Raw genomic sequence first — 16,440 nt, forward strand, 5'->3', positions numbered from 1 at the left:
CCGACAGAACGCTCCCGAGGTGTTCAGCGCACAGTGAAAAGGGCTGGGGTGTCGCTTTTCCCCGGGAATCCCGGGGTTGTCAGACCGTATGCTGAAGGTGGAGATTTTTACGGTCACCACTGTAGGAGGGACACACAATGAGCTTGTTCAAGAGCAAGGCCCAGACGCAGGCCGAGCACGCCCGGAAGAACGCCGAGTCCAAGGTCGTCAGCGCCGGGGACTGGCTCTCCACCGAGATCGGTGAGCTCGGGGAGAAGCTGCAGCACGGCGTGCAGGCGGGTGCGTCCGCCCTCGCGAGCGGTGTGGAGGCCACGGGTCCCTACGTCCAGGACGGTTTGGGCAAGGCGCAGAACCTCGGCGAGGACATCAAGCACCGCGGCGAGAAGGCCAAGGCCGCCGGTGCCGCTGCCGCCGCTCCCCTGGCCGCGAAGGCCGCCAAGAAGACCGCCGAGGGTCGTGCCGTGGCACAGGACAAGTACTCCGGTGCCGTGGCCGCGCTGGCCTCCAAGGTCGCGGACGCCGACACCTCGGACCAGTTCGACGCCCTCGTGGCCAAGCTGACCGGTGACAAGAAGACCGTCAAGCGCATCCAGAAGGCCGCGAAGAACTCGGCCAAGGAATACGCCAAGCAGCAGAAGAAGGCCCAGGGTGGCCACAAGGGTCTGCTGCTCCTCGGTCTGCTGGCCGCCGGTGGCGTGGCCGGTGTGGCCGCGTGGCGCGCGTCCCGCCCGGTGCAGGACCCCTGGAAGACCCCCGCCACCGCCTCCCCGCGCGTGTCGGCCTCCCCGGTCAACACCAACTCCACGGTCGCCGCCGGCACGGGTGTGAAGGTGGACGACGTCGAGGACCCCACCTCCTCCGCCCAGAAGGAGGGCACCGCCTCCCAGGCCGCCCACCGCGCCTCGGACAGCGTGAAGTCCGTGGCCGAGGACGCCAAGCAGACCGTGAACGAGGTCAAGGAGCAGATCAAGGGCTCAAAGACGGACGACATGGGCACCCCGGACAACCGCTCCAAGCACAACCCGGGCGATCCCAAGCACTGAGCCGGTTCTCGCGCTCACCGCGCGTAGCCGCATGACGACGGCGCCGCGTCCCCTGAGGGGGCGCGGCGCCGTCGTCGTCGGACTAGAAGAACACGCACGAGCCGTACGCGGAGAACGCATGGGCCGTACGGGGAGAACGCACGGACCGTGCGGGGAGAACCGCGGCCTCGTGCGATGGGGCTCAGGCGAAGATGCCGGAGACCGTGTCCCACAACTGGTAGATACCCAGGATGATGAACAGCACGGCGCAGACCACCAGGACTGCATTGGTGAACATACCGTTACGCCAGCGCTTGGGTGTGCGGGACGTGTTGAGCAGTCCCAGCAGCGTGACCGCCAGGAACGGCATGAACAGTGCCCCGAGCACGCCGTAGAGCAGGATGAGGAACACGGGCCGGTCCAGCAGCAGCAGGAGCATGGGCGGGAACGTGAGCCACAGCAGGTAGAACTTGAAGTACTTGCCGCCGTTGCGGGTGTCCGGGTGGCCGCTGGGCTTGTGCCGGACGTTGCCCCAGTAGTCGGCGAACATCAGGGACACCCCGGACCACACGCCCACCACGGAGGAGAACGAGGCCGCCCAGAACCCCACGAGGAACGTGATGCCGATGACGTCCCCGTAGCGGTCGCGTAACACCTGGTCCAGGTCCAGCAGGCCCTTGTCCCCGGCGCTGATGGCGTAGCCGGCGGAATAGAGGACCTCGGCGCCCACCACGAGCATCGCGAGCACGAAGATGCCGGTCACGGTGTAGGCCACGGTGTTGTCGAGCTGCATCACGCGCATCCACCGCGGCTGGTGCCAGCCCTTCTCCCGCAGCCAGTAGCCGTAGGCCGCGAGGGTGATCGTACCGCCCACACCGCCGGCCAGCGCCAGGGTGTAGACCACACCGCCCTGCGGGATCACGGGGATCAGCCCGGTGAGCATCTGAGGGATGTTGGGCAGGGTGATGATCGCGAGCCCCACCATGACCAGGAACATGATCCCCACCATGGCCGCGGTGATCTTCTCGATCACCGCGTAGCGCCCCGCCCACACGATCACGAACCCGATCAGGCCCATGAGGATGGCCCACGCCCACAGGGGCAGGATGGGGAACAGCGCGGCAAGCGGCAGGGCGGAGGAGGACATGGCCGTGGCGCCGTACACGAATCCCCAGATCAGGATGTACGGACCGAAGTACCAGGAGGTCCACCGGCCCAGGGAGCGCCAGCCCTCGAAGATGGTGCGCCCGCTCGCGAGCGAGTACCGACCGGCGCCCTCCACGAGCACGATCTTCATGATCGTGCCCGCGATGACTGCCCACAACAGGGTGTAGCCGTAGCGCGAGCCGGCGGTCAGCGTGGCCACCATGTCCGCGGCACCCACGCCCGTGGCCGCCACCACGAGACCGGGGCCGATCAGCTGCCACCGTTTGACCTTCTCCAACGACTCATCGGGGTCGATGGACGGAAGGGGTTGCAGCGGGGTCTTGTCGCGCATCGGGGGCTCCACACTTCGGGCATGAGTCAGGTCACAGTTGTGCTCATGCAGTCTTTCACGCTGGGTGCGCCACACCCTTTCGGTGGCGAAGTGTGGCGGGTGTGTCCCCGCGGAGGACCGGGGACGGGCCCGGCACGAAGGAACCCCCGAGGACCGATGCTGCGGTCCCCGGGGGTTCTCGGGTGTGGAGCCTAGGAGATTCGAACTCCTGACATCCGCCTTGCAAAGGCGGCGCTCTACCAACTGAGCTAAGGCCCCGTGTTCAATTGTGGTGCTGATCCCGCAGAACGCGGATCGCGGTACCGGGACGGTCAGTCCACGGGGTCCACGGCCGAATTCCACGCCTCGCGCTTGGCCTCCGCCTCGCGCCAGGACTTGAAGGCTGCCACGGACAAGCCGGCCAGTGCGGCCAGGGCTGCGATTCGTGCCTTCATGGGGACCCTCCGAACGAGATCGTCTCGCGGTTGGTGGGAATTCGATGGGTGGGCGTACCAGGAATTGAACCTGGGACCTCTTCGTTATCAGCGAAGCGCTCTAACCGTCTGAGCTATACGCCCTCAGCGTGCACCGCCAGAATCGTCCTCTGATCGGCCACGCCAAGACTTTACCGGAGTTTCATCCGCCGCACAAAATCGGGCGGACCGCGGGATCAGTCGTCGGTCAGGGTCACCCCGATGCCACCGATCAGGGACGCCGCGATGTTGTACACGAGCGCCCCGAGCACGGACAGCACGGTCAGCAGGATGACGTTGACCACGGAGATGATCGTGGCGAACAGGGCCACGTTGCCGAGCGAGAGGAACCGCTTGATGTCCGCCCCCCCGGCGCTGCCGCCGAGCATGGACAGCAGTTCGTTGATCCCGTCGAACAGCCCGGTGAGGCTCAGCACGATCCACAGCACCAGGGACGCCACGACCGTGATGATCCCGAGCGCCACGGAGAGCAGGAAGGCCAGCTTGAGCACGGACCACGTGTCCACCTTGGACACCACGAGCCGTGCGCGGCGCACCTTGGCCCGGGGGGCGGGTCGCACGAGTCCCTTGCCGGAGCTCTTGGCGCTCTGCGGGGACGGCTTCTGGGGGGAAGAAGTCTTCACGGGCTGGCCCGCCTTCGAGGCTGAGCTCGCGCTCATGCGTCACCTCCGTTGTCGTTGTGCTCCAACGCTACTGCATCGTCGTCACCGACCGGCGCAGCGGCGTCGGCACCGTCCTGGCCCGCGGGGGCGTCCGCGGTCGCGGCCTCGGCGGAGTCCGTCGCGGGGCCGGGGGCGACGTCGCTCGGCCCGGTGGCCTCGGCGGCGTCCTCCTCGGCGACCTCCTTCTCGATCTCCCGCTCGGCGTTGCGGGCGACCCCCACGATGGCGTCGTTGGGACCCGGCTTGGCGAAGATCACACCCATCGTGTCGCGGCCGCGGGCGGGGACCTCGCTCACGTTGGAGCGTACGACCTTGCCGCTTTCCATGACCACGAGCACCTCGTCGTTCTCGCCCACGATCAGCCCGCCCACCAGGCCACCGCGGACCTCGGCGAGCTTGGCGACCTTGATGCCCAGGCCGCCGCGGCCCTGCACGCGGTACTCCTGGACGCTCGTGCGCTTGGCGTAGCCGCCCTCGGTCACCACGAACACGTAGGAGTCGTCGCTGACCACGTTGGCGGAGAGCAACTCGTCCCCGGAACGGAACTTCATGCCCGTGACACCGGAGGTCGCGCGACCCATGGGGCGCAGGGCGTCGTCGTCAGCGGTGAACCGCAGGGACTGGCCCAGGCGCGAGATCAGCATGACGTCGTCGTCGGTGTCCACGAGCATGGCCGAGACCAACTCGTCGTTCTCGCGCAGGTTGATCGCGATCACGCCCGCGGAACGATTGGTGTCGTAGTCCGTGAGCCGCGACTTCTTGATCAATCCGTTGCGGGTCGCGAGCACGAGGTACGGGGCGTCCTGGTAGGAGTGCAGCTCCATGACCTGGGCGATACGTTCCTCGGGCTGGAACTCCATGAGGTTGGCCACGTGCTGGCCCTTGGCGTCCCGGCCGGCCTCCACGAACTCGTACGCCTTGACGCGGTAGACGCGCCCGAGGGTCGTGAAGAACAGGATCCAGTTGTGGGTGCTCGTCACGAAGAAGTGCTCCACGACGTCGTCGCCGCGCAACTGCGCGCCCTTGATGCCGCGGCCACCGCGGTGCTGGGCTCGGTACTCGTCCGCACGGGTGCGCTTGACGTAGCCGTCGCGCGTGATGGTCACGACCACCTGCTCCTGCGGGATCAGGTCCTCCATGGAGACGTCCCCGTCGAAGCCGTAGAGCACCTCGGTGCGGCGGTCGTCACCGTAGTGGTCCACGATGCCCTGCAGCTCCTCCGAGATGATCTCGCGCTGGCGCTCCTCGGACGCGATGATCGCCTCGTACTCGGCGATCAACCGCTGCAGCTCGGCGTGCCGGTCCTGGATCTTCTGCCGTTCGAGCGCGGCCAGACGACGCAGCTGCATGTTGAGGATCGCCTGGGCCTGGGCCTCGTCGATCTCGAGCAGCTCCATGAGCCCGGTGCGTGCCTGCTCCACCGTGGGCGAGCGCCGGATCAGGGCGATGACCTCGTCCAGGGCGTCCAGGGCCTTGAGCAGGCCGATCAGGATGTGCGCTTCCTCCTGCGCCTGCTTGAGGCGGTACTTGGTGCGCCGGACGATGACTTCCATCTGGTGGGTGACCCAGTGGTGCACGAACGCGTCCAGGGACAGCGTGCGGGGCACCCCGTCCACGAGCGCGAGCATGTTCGCGGAGAAGTTCTCCTGCAACTGCGTGTGCTTGTAGAGGTTGTTGAGCACGACCTTGGGCACGGCGTCCCGCTTGAGCACGATCACCAACCGCTGACCCGTGCGTCCCGAGGTCTCGTCGCGCATGTCCGCGATGCCCTGGACCCGCCCGTCCTTGACGAGGTCCGCGATCTTGATGGCCAGGTTGTCCGGGTTGACCTGGTACGGCAGCTCCGTGACCACGAGGCACGTGCGGTTGTGGATCTCCTCCACGCTGACCACCGCGCGCTGCGTGATGGAACCACGACCGGTGCGGTAGGCCTGCTCGATGCCCTTGTGACCCAGGATCTGCGCTCCGGAGGGGAAGTCCGGACCCTTGATCCGCTTGATGAGTTCCTCGAGCAGGGTCTCGCGGTCCACGTGCGGGTTCTCGAGGTACCACTGCACCCCGTCCGCGACCTCGCGCAGGTTGTGCGGGGGGATGTTGGTGGCCATGCCCACCGCGATGCCGGAGGACCCGTTGACCAGCAGGTTGGGGAACCGCGCGGGCAACACCACGGGTTCCTGCTGCTTGCCGTCGTAGTTGTCCTGGAAATCCACGGTGTCCTCGTGGATGTCCCGGACCATCTCCATGGCCAGAGGCGCCATCTTGGTCTCGGTGTACCGGGGGGCCGCGGCGCCGTCGTTACCGGGGGAACCGAAGTTGCCCTGCCCCAGCGCGAGCGGATAGCGCATGATCCAGTCCTGGATCAGGCGCACCAGGGCGTCGTAGATCGCGGAGTCACCGTGCGGGTGGTAGTTGCCCATCACGTCGCCCACCACGCGCGCGCACTTGTTGAACGAGCGATCGGGGCGATAGCCGCCGTCGTACATCGTGTAGAGCACCCGCCGGTGCACGGGCTTGAGACCGTCGCGGACGTCCGGCAGGGCGCGCCCCACGATCACCGCCATGGCGTAGTCCAGGTAGGAGCGCTGCATCTCCGTCTGGAGATCGATCTGCTCCACGCGGTCGCCCGTGATCGCCACCTCGTCGGTCACGACGCCGTCGCCGGCCTCGGGTGCGTCCTGCGGGTCCACGGGCACGTTGCCGTCCTGCGTCTCGTCACTCATGCGTTGCTGTTTCCTTCTCTTATCCCCGGGGTCATCGTCTATGCTCGCGCCGGAATATTCCGGACGTCACATGCTCAGATGTCCAGGAACCGGATGTCCTTCGCGTTCTGCTGGATGAACTCGCGGCGGGACTCCACGTCCTCGCCCATCAGGACCGAGAACACCTGGTCCGCCGCGGCGGCGTCGTCCATGGTGACCTGCAGCAGCGTGCGGTGCTCGGGGTCCATGGTGGTGTCCCACAGCTCGGTGTAGTCCATCTCGCCGAGGCCCTTGTAGCGCTGGATGCCGTTGTCCTTGGGCAGGCGCCGGTTCTCCGCCAGGCCCTTGGCCAGGGCGGCGTCGCGTTCGGCGTCCGAGAAGACGTAGTCGTGCGGCGCGTTGGACCACTTGATGCGGTACAGCGGCGGCTGTGCGAGGTACACGTACCCGTGCTCGATGAGCGGGCGCATGAACCGGAACAGCAGCGTGAGCAACAGCGTGGTGATGTGCTGGCCGTCCACGTCCGCGTCCGCCATGAGCACGATCTTGTGGTAGCGGGCCTTCTCGATGTCGAAGTCGTCACCGATGCCCGCACCGAAGGCCGTGATCATGGACTGCACTTCCGCGTTGGACAGCGCACGGTCCAACCGGGCCCGCTCCACGTTGAGGATCTTCCCGCGCAGCGGGAGGATCGCCTGGTGCGCGGGATCGCGACCCTGCACGGCGGAACCGCCCGCGGAGTCACCCTCCACGATGTAGATCTCGGAGACCGTGGGGTCCTTGGACGAGCAGTCCTTGAGCTTGCCCGGCATGCCGCCGGACTCCAACAGACCCTTGCGACGCGTGGTCTCGCGCGCCTTACGGGCGGCCAACCGCGCCTGGGACGCGTATATGGCCTTACGGATGATGTCCTTGGCGGGGTTGGGGTTGCGCTCGAGCCACGCCCCGAACAGGTCGAACATCTCACGCTGGACGAAGGTCTTGGCCTCCGAGTTGCCCAGCTTGGTCTTGGTCTGGCCCTCGAACTGGGGTTCGGCGAGCTTGATCGAGATCACCGCGGTGAGCCCCTCGCGCACGTCCTCGCCCGTGAGGTTGTCGTCCTTGTCGCGCAGCAGCTTGTTCTCCCGCGCGTAGCGGTTGATGAGCGTGGTCAGCGCGGTGCGGAAGCCCTCTTCGTGGGTGCCGCCCTCGTGGGTGTTGATGGTGTTGGCGTACGTGTGCACGGACTCGTTGAACGCCGTGGTCCACTGCATGGCCAGTTCCAGGGACATCTTCTTGTCCGGGTCGTCCACCTCGAGCGAGATGACGTCGTCGTGGATCAGGTCGGCCTTCTTGGCCGAGTTCAGGAACGTGACGTAGTCCAGCAAGCCGTGGTCGTAGCAGTAGACCACCCGGCGCGCGCCCCCGTGGGCGGGGACAGCGGCGTCGTCCGTGCCGGCCGTCCCACCGTCCTGTCCCTCGACCGGACCGGAGGTGTCCACGGGGGACTCCCCCGCGATCTCCTCACCGGTCTCGTCCGTGGCGCGCTCGTCCGTGAGCGTGATGCGCAGACCCTTGTTCAGGAATGCCATCTGCTGGAACCGCGCCCGCAGGGTCTCGAAGTCGAAGTCCACGGTCTCGAAGATCTCGGGGTCCGGGTAGAAGACCTGGGTGGTCCCGGTCTCGTCCGTCTGCTCGCCGCGTTCGAGCTCACCCTGGGGGTGGCCGCCGTTCGCGAAGCTCATCCGCCAGACGTAGCCCTGTCGGCGGACCTCGGTGTCCACGCGCCGGGACAGGGCATTGACCACCGAGATGCCCACGCCGTGCAGACCGCCGGACACGGCGTAGCCACCGCCGCCGAACTTGCCACCGGCGTGCAGGATGGTCATCACGACCTCCACGGTGGGCTTGCCCTCCGTGGGGTGCATGTCCACCGGGATGCCGCGGCCGTTGTCGCTCACGCGCACGCCGCCGTCCGACTGGAGGGTCACCTCGATGTGGTCGCAGTACCCCGCGAGCGCCTCGTCCACGGAGTTGTCGACCACCTCGTAGACCAGGTGGTGCAGGCCGCGGGGGCCCGTGGAACCGATGTACATCCCCGGGCGCTTCCTGACCGCCTCGAGGCCTTCCAGAACGGTGATGTCGCTCGCGCCGTACTCGTGCTGTAGGGGATCCTCTGTAGCCACGGGGTCTCCGGTCCTCCTGCGTAATCGATGGCGATCATCACCCGACCCACATGAATACAGCCGATGAGACGGCTCGCGGCTCATCGGCTGGCGGGACGGGAAGATCTTTGGCTTCCCATTCTACCGCATAAAGCGCTGGACGGCCCGCAGACGCCCCGGAACCCCGCCGCGCAGGGTGGACCCATTTTCGGGGTGCGGTGCGCCTCGCGTGCTTCTGGCGCGTTTTTGGCGATTTCGGCTCACCCGTAGGTGTCCCGTGGCCCCCTGCCCTGCACCGACCAGCGCCCGCGTTTCCAGCTCGGCCCCACGGGACCGTAGATCTCGAGCCGCGTGACGATCCCCTCCCCCAGCTTGTCCGAGAACTTCCTGAGGATCTGGGGTTGGATCAACCGCAGCTGGGTCGCGTAGGCCGTGGAGTCGCAGCGCACACGCACCACGGTGTCCTCGAAACTCTCGGGCCAGGTGTGCTCGGCGTTGCGCGCCCCCACGAGGGACGGCCAGTCCGCGAGCACACTGCTCACGTTCACGGGCGTCTTCCAGCCCCGGTGGGTCATCAGCGCGTCCACCACGGTGGACAGCGGTCGGGGGTCCCGCGCGGAACGCCCCGGTCCCGAGAAGCCCCCGAGCTGGCGCGGATCCGCGCCGTAACGGTCCCGCGCGCGCAATGCCGGGGAGCCCGTTCCCTCCTCCATGGCCGTGCCGAAGGCGCGCATGTTCTTGGCCGCGGCCGCCTTGGACAGGGGCGTGTCTCCGCGGTCCCGGGCGGCCTTCCGGGCCCGTTGCAGGGCCACGGCCGCCGCGTCCACGACGTCGCGGTGCACGGGCTCGCTCACGGCTGCTCCGCCTCGGGGGCGTTCTGGTTCCCGCCGAACCCGGGATCTGCTCCGGCCTCGGGCTCGGGTCCGGACTCGGACTCGGCCTCGGTCTCGGGTTCGGCCGGCGACGCCGCGCGGTTCCGTACCGCCCCCGCCTCCACCTCGATCACCGTGGGCGAGTCCTCGAGCAGCGCCGCGGGTAGGTCCTCGTCCACCGCGGCGGTCACGAGCACCTGCTCTGCCTGCCGCACGAGCTCGGCCAGGCGGCGTCGTCGGCGCGCGTCCAGTTCCGCGAACACGTCGTCCAGGATCAGCACGGGCGCCGAACCCCGGGCCGGATCGTCGGCGAGGTGGACGTACCACGAGCCCAGACGAAGGGCCAGGGCCGTGGACCAGGTCTCCCCGTGGGACGCGTAGCCCTTGGCGGGGGTGTCCCCCAGCCGGATCACGAGGTCGTCCCGGTGCGGTCCCACCAGGGTGATCCCGCGATCCCGCTCATGACGTTCCATGCGCTCGAAGGCATTCATCATGAGCTCGTAGAGGTCCGTGACCGAGAAGTGTTCGAGCGCTTCCTGATCGGCACCGGGTGCCACGGACGAGCTCTCATAGCCCAGGGACACGTGTTTGGGTCCGTCCGTGAGCTGTTGGTACGCCCGGTCCACCTCGGGCTCCAAAGCCTTGAGCAACTGCAACCGCGCGCCCATCACGGCCGCGCCGGCGCGCGCGAGCTGGTCGTTCCACACCGCGAGCGTCGCACGGTCCGAGTCCGAGAACCCCCGGGAGCGTCGCGCCGATTTCAGCAGGGCGTTGCGCTGCTTCAGCGCCCGGTCGTAGTCCGAGCGCGCGGCACCGAGCACCGGTCGCATGGCCGTGGCGAGATCGTCCAGGAACCGCCGCCGGTGGGAGGGGTCCCCCTTGACCAGGGTCAGGTCCTCCGGGGAGAACAACACGGTGTGCAGGGTCCCCAGGGCCTCACGGGCGCGGACCGGGGCCGCCCGGTTGATCCGCACGCGATTGGCTCGTGCGGCATTGAGTTCGTACTCGAGGACCGTGCGCTGTCCCCCGCGGTTGACGCGTACCCGGATGATCGCCTGGTCGGATCCCGTGGTGATGAGCGGTCCGTTGCCCGAGACACGGTGGGAGCCCAGGGTCGCGGCCCAGTCGATCGCCTCCACGATGTTGGTCTTGCCCACACCGTTGGGTCCCACGAACACCGTGAGTCCCGGGGCGAGCGGGAGGTCCAGACCGGGATAGGTCCGGAAGTTCGCGAGCGACAGGTGGTCTACGAACACACGATCACTGGTTGGGCAGACGCACCGGCATGAGCAGGTACTTGTAGTCCACGCTGTCCTCGCCGTCGGGCTCGCTCTGGGCCGAGAGTACGGCCGGCTTCGGAGGGGCCGTGAACGAGAACCGGACGTAGTCGGAGTCGAACGCGTGCAGTCCCTCGGAGAGGTAGGTGGGGTTGAAGGCCACGGTGATGTCGTCGCCGTTGAGCTGGGCGTCCAGGATCTCGGAGGCCTGGGCATCCTCCCCGGTTCCCGCGTCGAGCGCGACCTGGGACTCGCTGAACGCGAGCCGCACGGGGGTGTTGCGTTCGGCCACGAGGGACACGCGGCGCACCGCTTCCACGAGTTCCGAGGTCTTCACCACGGCGGTGATCGGTGTGTGTTCCGGGAACAGCGAGCGGATCTTGGGGTACTCGCCGTCGATCAGTAGGCTCGTGGTGCGCCGGCCGCCGGACTCGAATCCCACGAGTTCCGTGTTCTGAGCGAGCGCGATGTTCACGTCACCGGAGGATCCCAGGGTCTTGGCGATGTCGTTGAGGGTCTTGGCCTTGATCAGGGCCGCCGTGGAGATCGTGGGATCGGTGGGCCGCCAGGTGAGTTCCCGCATGGCCAGCCGGTAGCGGTCCGTGGCCAGCAGGGTCATCTTCTCGCCCTCGATCTCCATGCGGATGCCCGTGAGGATCGGCAGGGTGTCGTCCTTGGACGCCGCGATGTTGACCTGTGCCACGGCGTGCGCGAACTCGTCCCCGGCCACGACGCCGGACAGGTCCGGCAGTCCGGGCAGCTGGGGGTAGTCGTCCACGGGCATGGCCGCGAGGTTGAACTTGGCGGATCGGCACGTGAGGGTGACCTTGCCGCCGTCGGCCTCGAGTTGCACGGGTGCGGAGGGCAAGGACCGGCAGATGTCCGCGAGCAGACGGCCGGAGACCAGGGTGGTGCCCTCCTCGAGGACGTCCGCGCTGATGGTCAGGCGCGCGGAGATCTCGTAGTCGAAGCTCGCGATGGACAGCGAGCCGTTCTCCGCCTTGATGAGCAGTCCGGACAACAGGGGAACGGGAGGCCGCGGTGACAGCGAACGGGCAGTCCAGGTGACTGCTTCAGCCAGTACGTCGCGCTCGACCGAGAACTTCACGGGGTGCCCCTCTTTTGGTTCGGAACTGAAGTGTTTTGTCTGCATGGTATCCGGCCGCGGGGACGTGATCCGAACCCCCGGATCATCGGGTTCGTGCAGGATTCGCCCGTGGCGGTTCCCGGATTCTTGTAATTACAGAGATCCCGGGGACCCGTTCGGCCGGGGAGGACCGGATTTTTGTTATTCGGTCGATCTTTTCTTAAGGGGTAGAAGTGTTAATAACCCCTGTGGACTCTGTGGATAACTGCCTGCTCCTCAGCAATCCCGCGGTTCGGGGGTGTTGATCCGGTGTGGACGATTGTGGATCGCCTTGTGCGTGCCGAGTGCACAACTTCCGCGTGATTCCGCGGATTCCACAGGCTCGCCCACCGTTGCGGGCGGGTTGTCCACCGCGGTTTGCTCGTTGTCCACAGATTTTTCCACACGGCCCCGATCGGGACTGTGCACAGCGCGTCCACACCTCCGGATTCCCCTGTGCACGGTGGGCGCCGAGGGCAGTGGATCCGCGGGCTCGGCCTGTGGACGAATCACAAGAAAAATGGGCCCCCGGAACCGTGTTCCGAGGGCCCATGTCCGGGTGTCGCGTGATCGGAGGGGTGCTCAGCCCTCGCGCGATTGTTGTTTGATCCGGTTGGTCAGTTCCGTGACCTGATCGAAGATCTGCCGGCGTTCGGCCATGAGAGTGCGGATCTTGCGGTCTGCGTGCATGACCGTGGTGTGGTCCCGCCCGCCCAGTTCCTGGCCGATCTTGGGCAGGGACATGTCCGTGAGTTCCCGCAGCAGGTACATGGCGATCTGGCGCGCGGTCACCAGCGTTCGTGTGCGGGACTTGGACTTCAGCTCGTCCAGGGTGATGTTGAAGAACGCCGCGGTCTGCCCCAGGATCGAGGCCGCCGTGATCTCCTGTCCCCCGTCATCGGTGATCAGGTCCTTGAGCACGAGCTCGGCCAGTGGGAGATCGACCGGTTGTTTGTTGAGGGACGCGAAGGCCGTGACCCGGATCAACGCCCCTTCCAACTCGCGGATGTTGGTGGAGATGTGGGAGGCGATGTACTCCATGACGTCGTCCGGGGCGTCCATCCCCTCGCTGATCGCCTTCTTGCGCAGGATCGCGATCCGGGTCTCGAGCTCGGGCGGCTGCACGTCCGTGATCAGACCCCACTCGAAGCGGGAGCGCATCCGCTCGGCGAATCCCGTGAGCTGCTTGGGCGGCATGTCCGAGGTGATCACGATCTGCTTCTCGTGGTTGTGCAGCGCGTTGAAGGTGTGGAAGAACTCCTCTTGCGTGTGCTCCTTGCCCGCGAGGAACTGGATGTCGTCGATCAGCAGCAGGTCCACGTTGCGGTAGATGCCCTTGAAGGACGAGCCCTCGTCGTCGCGGATGGAGTTGATGAAGTCGTTGGTGAACTCCTCCGAGTTCACGTACCGCACCCGCAGTTTGGGGTAGAGCCGCTTGGCGTAGTGCCCGATCGCGTGCAGCAGGTGGGTCTTTCCGAGCCCCGAATCCCCGTAGATGAACAGCGGGTTATATGCCTTGGCGGGGGTCTCCGCCACGGCGAAGGCCGCCGCATGGGCGAACCGGTTGGACTGGCCGATCACGAAGGAGTCGAAGACGTACTTGGGGTTCAGCCGGGCCGAACTGTCCCATTCCGAATCCGCGGGGCTGGTGTCCGAACCGTTGCCGGTGCTCAGTACCTCGCGTTGTTGGGGCGCCGGCGGAGCCGCTTCCGGAACGCGTCGCGGGGGCAGGTCGTCGTAGTCGCCGGCGCCGTCGTCGTGCGCGGAGGAGGTCGGTGCGCCGGCCGTGGATCGCGGGCGGGTTTCACCCGACGGCGCGTCCCGGCCGGGAGCGGGCTGGAACGACCCGGGGGACCGTTCGGCCTCGAGCTCGTTGAGGGAGGGGATGTTGCGATCGGAGGAGCGCGCATCGGTCGCGGCGCGCGTGGTGGGCGGCTGGACCTCGAGCTCGGGGTCCACGACGAATGCCACGAGGGTGTCCGCACCCAGGACCCGACCCACGCTCTCGTCCAGGATCTCGGACATGGGGCGGTTCTGCAGGAATTCCCGCGTGGCCTCGCTCGGGACCGCGATCAGCAGCGTGGTGCCCATCAGGCCGCGGGGTTCACACACCGCGATGGTCCCGCGTGCCCGTCCCGTGACCCGCGGGTTCTCGTTCATGACGCGGACGCACTCTGCCCATTGCTCGAGCAAAGCCCTGTTGTCCTGCTGCATGAACGACTCCTGACGTGAGGTACGGGGAAGCCCCAGTTTTCCACAGACTTGTACACAGCGGTGGATAAACCTCGTGGGGGGCGGCCGCGAACCTCAGCCTAGAGCATCGTTCCGGGCTCGTCATAGCCCGTTCGAGCCGGTGTTCAGAACTACAACTGTGTAGTTCCCACCTGGGGATAACTCGCTCCGCCGGGGTTTGATCCGGCGCTTTTCCACATGCTCCCGGGAGGCGGTGTACACACCTGTGGAGGGACGCGGCTGCCCGCCGGACCGCCGATCGTAGTGTGCGGCAATTTGACCGGTGTGGCCCTTTTGACTACTGTGAATCAGTCTTGTGCGTGTAGGATTGCGATTTCTGCGTGTCCGCATGCCCCCAAATACGTACCGCGTGCGTCCCCTGTGATCCGTCGCAGTTGGCGCGCCGTTGTCCAACCTCGTGGAGTGACTAATGCCCAAGCGGACTTTCCAGCCCAACAACCGCCGCCGCTCTCGCAAGCACGGCTTCCGTGCTCGCATGCGCACCCGTGCCGGCCGCGCCATCATCGGCGCCCGCCGCAGCAAGGGCCGCGCCAGCCTGTCGGCCTGATTCATCGTCAACTCGCGAGGTTCGCATCGTGTTGCCCACCAGGCATCGGATGCGGACCTCGGCGCAGTTCTCAGACACCGTACGTTCCGGCGCCCGCAGTGGCCGCCGGAACGTCGTCGTATCCGTGCGAAGCACCACGGAGCAGGCGTCCCGCGTGGGGTTCATCGTCTCCAAGGCGGTGGGTAACGCCGTGGTCAGGAACAAGGTCAAGCGCCGCCTGCGTGAACTCGCTGCCGTGACCGTCCGCGAACACCCGGCCGGGCTCGACGTCGTCGTCCGCGCTCTGCCCGCGGCCGCCGCGGCAGGGTGGGACGAACTGGGGCGTGACTACCGCGACGCCCTGCATGCCGCGCTGCGCAAGGCGCGATGACCTCCCCGTTGCGCACGCGACGGATGCCGTAACGTTGCCTGTACAGAGTCGAGAAGGAGGCCCGCACGTGACATCACGTCCGTCTCCTGAGCAACTCCTCTCGCGCGCGCCGCACGAGTACAACCCCGGCGGTGGCCTCGTGCGCACCGTCAAGCATCTTCCGCAGAATCTCTGCATCGCCCTGCTCAAGCTCTACCGCACGATCGTCTCCCCGCTGTACGGGGACGTGTGCCGGTATTTCCCCTCCTGTTCCGCCTACGCGCTGGAGGCGTTCACCGTGCACGGCGCGGTGCGCGGACTCGGACTGAGCGTCAGACGTCTGCTGCGCTGCCACCCGTGGGCGGCCGGCGGGATCGACAGGGTCCCGAGCGGCGGTCGGGAGTTCCCCTCCATGGCCTCGACCCCCAAAATCGTTCTGCTCAACCACCCGAACCTCGTGCGCGACCACGTGCGCGACTGCCCGGCCCGTGACGACCACGCGGCTCAAGGAGCCAACGCTCGATGAACTTCTTCGACATCATTCTCTTCCCCTTCAGGTGGATCGTCTCCGCCGTGCTGTGGGTGTTCCACGAACTGTTCACCACCATCGGGATGGACCCGGCCTCCGGTGTCACCTGGGTACTGTGCATCGTGGGCCTGACCCTGGTCATGCGTACGCTGACCATCCCGCTGTTCCTCAAGCAGATCAAGTCCATGCGCGGCATGCAGGAGCTGCAGCCGGAGATGGCCAAGCTGCAGGCCAAGTACAAGGGCAAGAAGGACCAGCTCTCCCGCCAGGCCATGGCCGAGGAGCAGATGGCCCTGTACAAGGAACACGGTTCCAACCCGTTCGCGGCGTGCCTGCCGATCATCGTGCAGATGCCCATCTTCTTCGCGCTGTTCCAGGTGCTGCGTTCGGTCCCGCAGGCCGCCCAGAACAGCGAGTCCATCCACGTCCTCACGCCGCAGCTGGTCCACCAGTTCAATGACTCCACGATCTTCGGTGCTCCCCTGTTCTCCACCCTGATGCAGCCGGGTGCGGGCAACCACACGGCCACCATCGTGCTGGCGATCGTCATGATCGTGGCCATGTGTGCCACGCAGTTCATCACGCAGAAGCAGCTGACTGCGCGCAACATGAGCGATGCCGCCAAGGAATCGCCCATGTACCGTCAGCAGCAGATGATGCTCTACCTGTTCCCGCTCATCTTCGCGATCGGTGGCATCAACTTCCCGCTGGGTGTGCTCATCTACTGGACCGTCTCGAACCTGTGGTCCATGGGCCAGCAGTGGTGGGTCATCCGCAACAACCCCACCAAGGGGTCCCAGGCGGAGCGTGAACTCAACGAGCGCCGTGCGGCCAAGGGCCTGCCCCCGGTGGGCATGACCAAGAAGGAGCACGAGGAGAAGCTCGAGGAGCAGCGTGAACGCGCGGCGGCGGGCCAGCGTCAGCAGCCCGTGTCCAAGAAGCGCCAGAAGCAACAGGCCAAGAAGAAGAACGGCTGAGAGGTCGCACCC

General features: G+C 66.8%; 14 protein-coding genes and 2 tRNA genes. 5 read left to right on the plus strand and 11 right to left on the minus strand.

Annotated features, from left to right (window positions below; all coding sequences use genetic code 11):
• The first annotated feature begins 137 nt into the window (after nt 1-137).
• Nucleotides 138-1,043, plus strand: a complete 906-nt coding sequence (locus tag AS25_RS05265; RefSeq protein ID WP_035962782.1) for a hypothetical protein — start codon at nt 138-140, stop codon at nt 1,041-1,043.
• A 181-nt stretch (nt 1,044-1,224) separates the two neighbouring features.
• On the opposite strand, the gene AS25_RS05270 is transcribed toward AS25_RS05265, so the two are convergent.
• The 11 genes from AS25_RS05270 to dnaA form a co-directional block, all read right to left on the minus strand.
• Nucleotides 1,225-2,520, minus strand: a complete 1,296-nt coding sequence (locus tag AS25_RS05270) for an Nramp family divalent metal transporter (protein WP_035962789.1) — start codon at nt 2,518-2,520, stop codon at nt 1,225-1,227.
• A gap of 185 nt (nt 2,521-2,705) precedes the next feature.
• A tRNA-Ala gene (locus tag AS25_RS05275) sits at nt 2,706-2,778 on the minus strand.
• Nucleotides 2,779-2,831: 53 nt separating this feature from the next.
• Nucleotides 2,832-2,954: a hypothetical protein gene (locus tag AS25_RS15440; RefSeq protein ID WP_255359867.1), complete on the minus strand. Its 123-nt coding sequence runs from the start codon at nt 2,952-2,954 to the stop codon at nt 2,832-2,834.
• Nucleotides 2,955-3,003: 49 nt separating this feature from the next.
• Nucleotides 3,004-3,077, minus strand: a tRNA-Ile gene (locus AS25_RS05280).
• Between the two features lie 92 nt (nt 3,078-3,169).
• On the minus strand, nt 3,170-3,652 hold the full coding sequence (locus AS25_RS05285) for a DUF3566 domain-containing protein (RefSeq protein WP_035962792.1): 483 nt from the start codon (nt 3,650-3,652) through the stop codon (nt 3,170-3,172).
• Nucleotides 3,649-6,375, minus strand: coding sequence for a DNA gyrase subunit A (gene gyrA / locus AS25_RS05290; protein ID WP_035962793.1), 2,727 nt, complete (start codon nt 6,373-6,375; stop codon nt 3,649-3,651). The genes AS25_RS05285 and gyrA overlap by 4 nt, the downstream gene beginning before the upstream one ends.
• A 74-nt stretch (nt 6,376-6,449) precedes the next feature.
• Complete coding sequence (gene gyrB, locus AS25_RS05295) at nt 6,450-8,519, minus strand: DNA topoisomerase (ATP-hydrolyzing) subunit B (RefSeq protein WP_035962794.1); 2,070 nt, start codon at nt 8,517-8,519, stop codon at nt 6,450-6,452.
• 239 nt (nt 8,520-8,758) lie between these two features.
• The gene (locus AS25_RS05300) at nt 8,759-9,352 is read right to left on the minus strand and encodes a DciA family protein (RefSeq protein ID WP_035962795.1); all 594 of its coding nucleotides are present in this window, start codon (nt 9,350-9,352) and stop codon (nt 8,759-8,761) included.
• Complete coding sequence (gene recF / locus AS25_RS05305) at nt 9,349-10,626, minus strand: DNA replication/repair protein RecF (RefSeq protein WP_052160732.1); 1,278 nt, start codon at nt 10,624-10,626, stop codon at nt 9,349-9,351. The genes AS25_RS05300 and recF overlap by 4 nt, the downstream gene beginning before the upstream one ends.
• A 4-nt stretch (nt 10,627-10,630) precedes the next feature.
• Nucleotides 10,631-11,755: a DNA polymerase III subunit beta gene (dnaN, locus tag AS25_RS05310; RefSeq protein WP_035962798.1), complete on the minus strand. Its 1,125-nt coding sequence runs from the start codon at nt 11,753-11,755 to the stop codon at nt 10,631-10,633.
• 600 nt (nt 11,756-12,355) lie between these two features.
• Nucleotides 12,356-13,933: a chromosomal replication initiator protein DnaA gene (gene dnaA, locus AS25_RS05315; protein WP_437123708.1), complete on the minus strand. Its 1,578-nt coding sequence runs from the start codon at nt 13,931-13,933 to the stop codon at nt 12,356-12,358.
• 502 nt (nt 13,934-14,435) lie between these two features.
• On the opposite strand from dnaA, the gene rpmH reads away from it, so the two are divergent.
• The 4 genes from rpmH (at nt 14,436) to yidC (ending at nt 16,428) form a co-directional block, all read left to right on the plus strand.
• On the plus strand, nt 14,436-14,573 hold the full coding sequence (rpmH, locus tag AS25_RS05320; RefSeq protein WP_035962803.1) for a 50S ribosomal protein L34: 138 nt from the start codon (nt 14,436-14,438) through the stop codon (nt 14,571-14,573).
• A 28-nt stretch (nt 14,574-14,601) separates the two neighbouring features.
• Nucleotides 14,602-14,943, plus strand: a complete 342-nt coding sequence (rnpA, locus tag AS25_RS05325; RefSeq protein WP_035962805.1) for a ribonuclease P protein component — start codon at nt 14,602-14,604, stop codon at nt 14,941-14,943.
• Nucleotides 14,944-15,010: 67 nt separating this feature from the next.
• Nucleotides 15,011-15,448: a membrane protein insertion efficiency factor YidD gene (gene yidD / locus AS25_RS05330; protein ID WP_035962812.1), complete on the plus strand. Its 438-nt coding sequence runs from the start codon at nt 15,011-15,013 to the stop codon at nt 15,446-15,448.
• Nucleotides 15,445-16,428 carry a membrane protein insertase YidC gene (gene yidC, locus AS25_RS05335; protein WP_035962814.1) on the plus strand — a complete coding sequence of 328 codons (984 nt, stop codon included), beginning with the start codon at nt 15,445-15,447 and terminating at the stop codon, nt 16,426-16,428. The genes yidD and yidC overlap by 4 nt, the downstream gene beginning before the upstream one ends.
• Nucleotides 16,429-16,440 lie beyond the last annotated feature (12 nt).

The sequence above is a fragment of the Kocuria marina genome, from assembly GCF_000786655.1.
Taxonomy (GTDB): domain Bacteria; phylum Actinomycetota; class Actinomycetes; order Actinomycetales; family Micrococcaceae; genus Kocuria; species Kocuria marina_A.

Coding starts and splice junctions, on each gene's coding strand:
- gyrA (WP_035962793.1), bottom strand. CDS start 6,375: ATGAGTGACGAGACGCAGGACGGCAACGTGCCCGTGGACCCGCAGGAC.
- AS25_RS05270 (WP_035962789.1), bottom strand. CDS start 2,520: ATGCGCGACAAGACCCCGCTGCAACCCCTTCCGTCCATCGACCCCGAT.
- yidC (WP_035962814.1), top strand. CDS start 15,445: ATGAACTTCTTCGACATCATTCTCTTCCCCTTCAGGTGGATCGTCTCC.
- AS25_RS05285 (WP_035962792.1), bottom strand. CDS start 3,652: ATGAGCGCGAGCTCAGCCTCGAAGGCGGGCCAGCCCGTGAAGACTTCT.
- dnaA (WP_437123708.1), bottom strand. CDS start 13,933: ATGAACGAGAACCCGCGGGTCACGGGACGGGCACGCGGGACCATCGCG.
- AS25_RS15440 (WP_255359867.1), bottom strand. CDS start 2,954: ATGAAGGCACGAATCGCAGCCCTGGCCGCACTGGCCGGCTTGTCCGTG.
- rpmH (WP_035962803.1), top strand. CDS start 14,436: ATGCCCAAGCGGACTTTCCAGCCCAACAACCGCCGCCGCTCTCGCAAG.
- AS25_RS05265 (WP_035962782.1), top strand. CDS start 138: ATGAGCTTGTTCAAGAGCAAGGCCCAGACGCAGGCCGAGCACGCCCGG.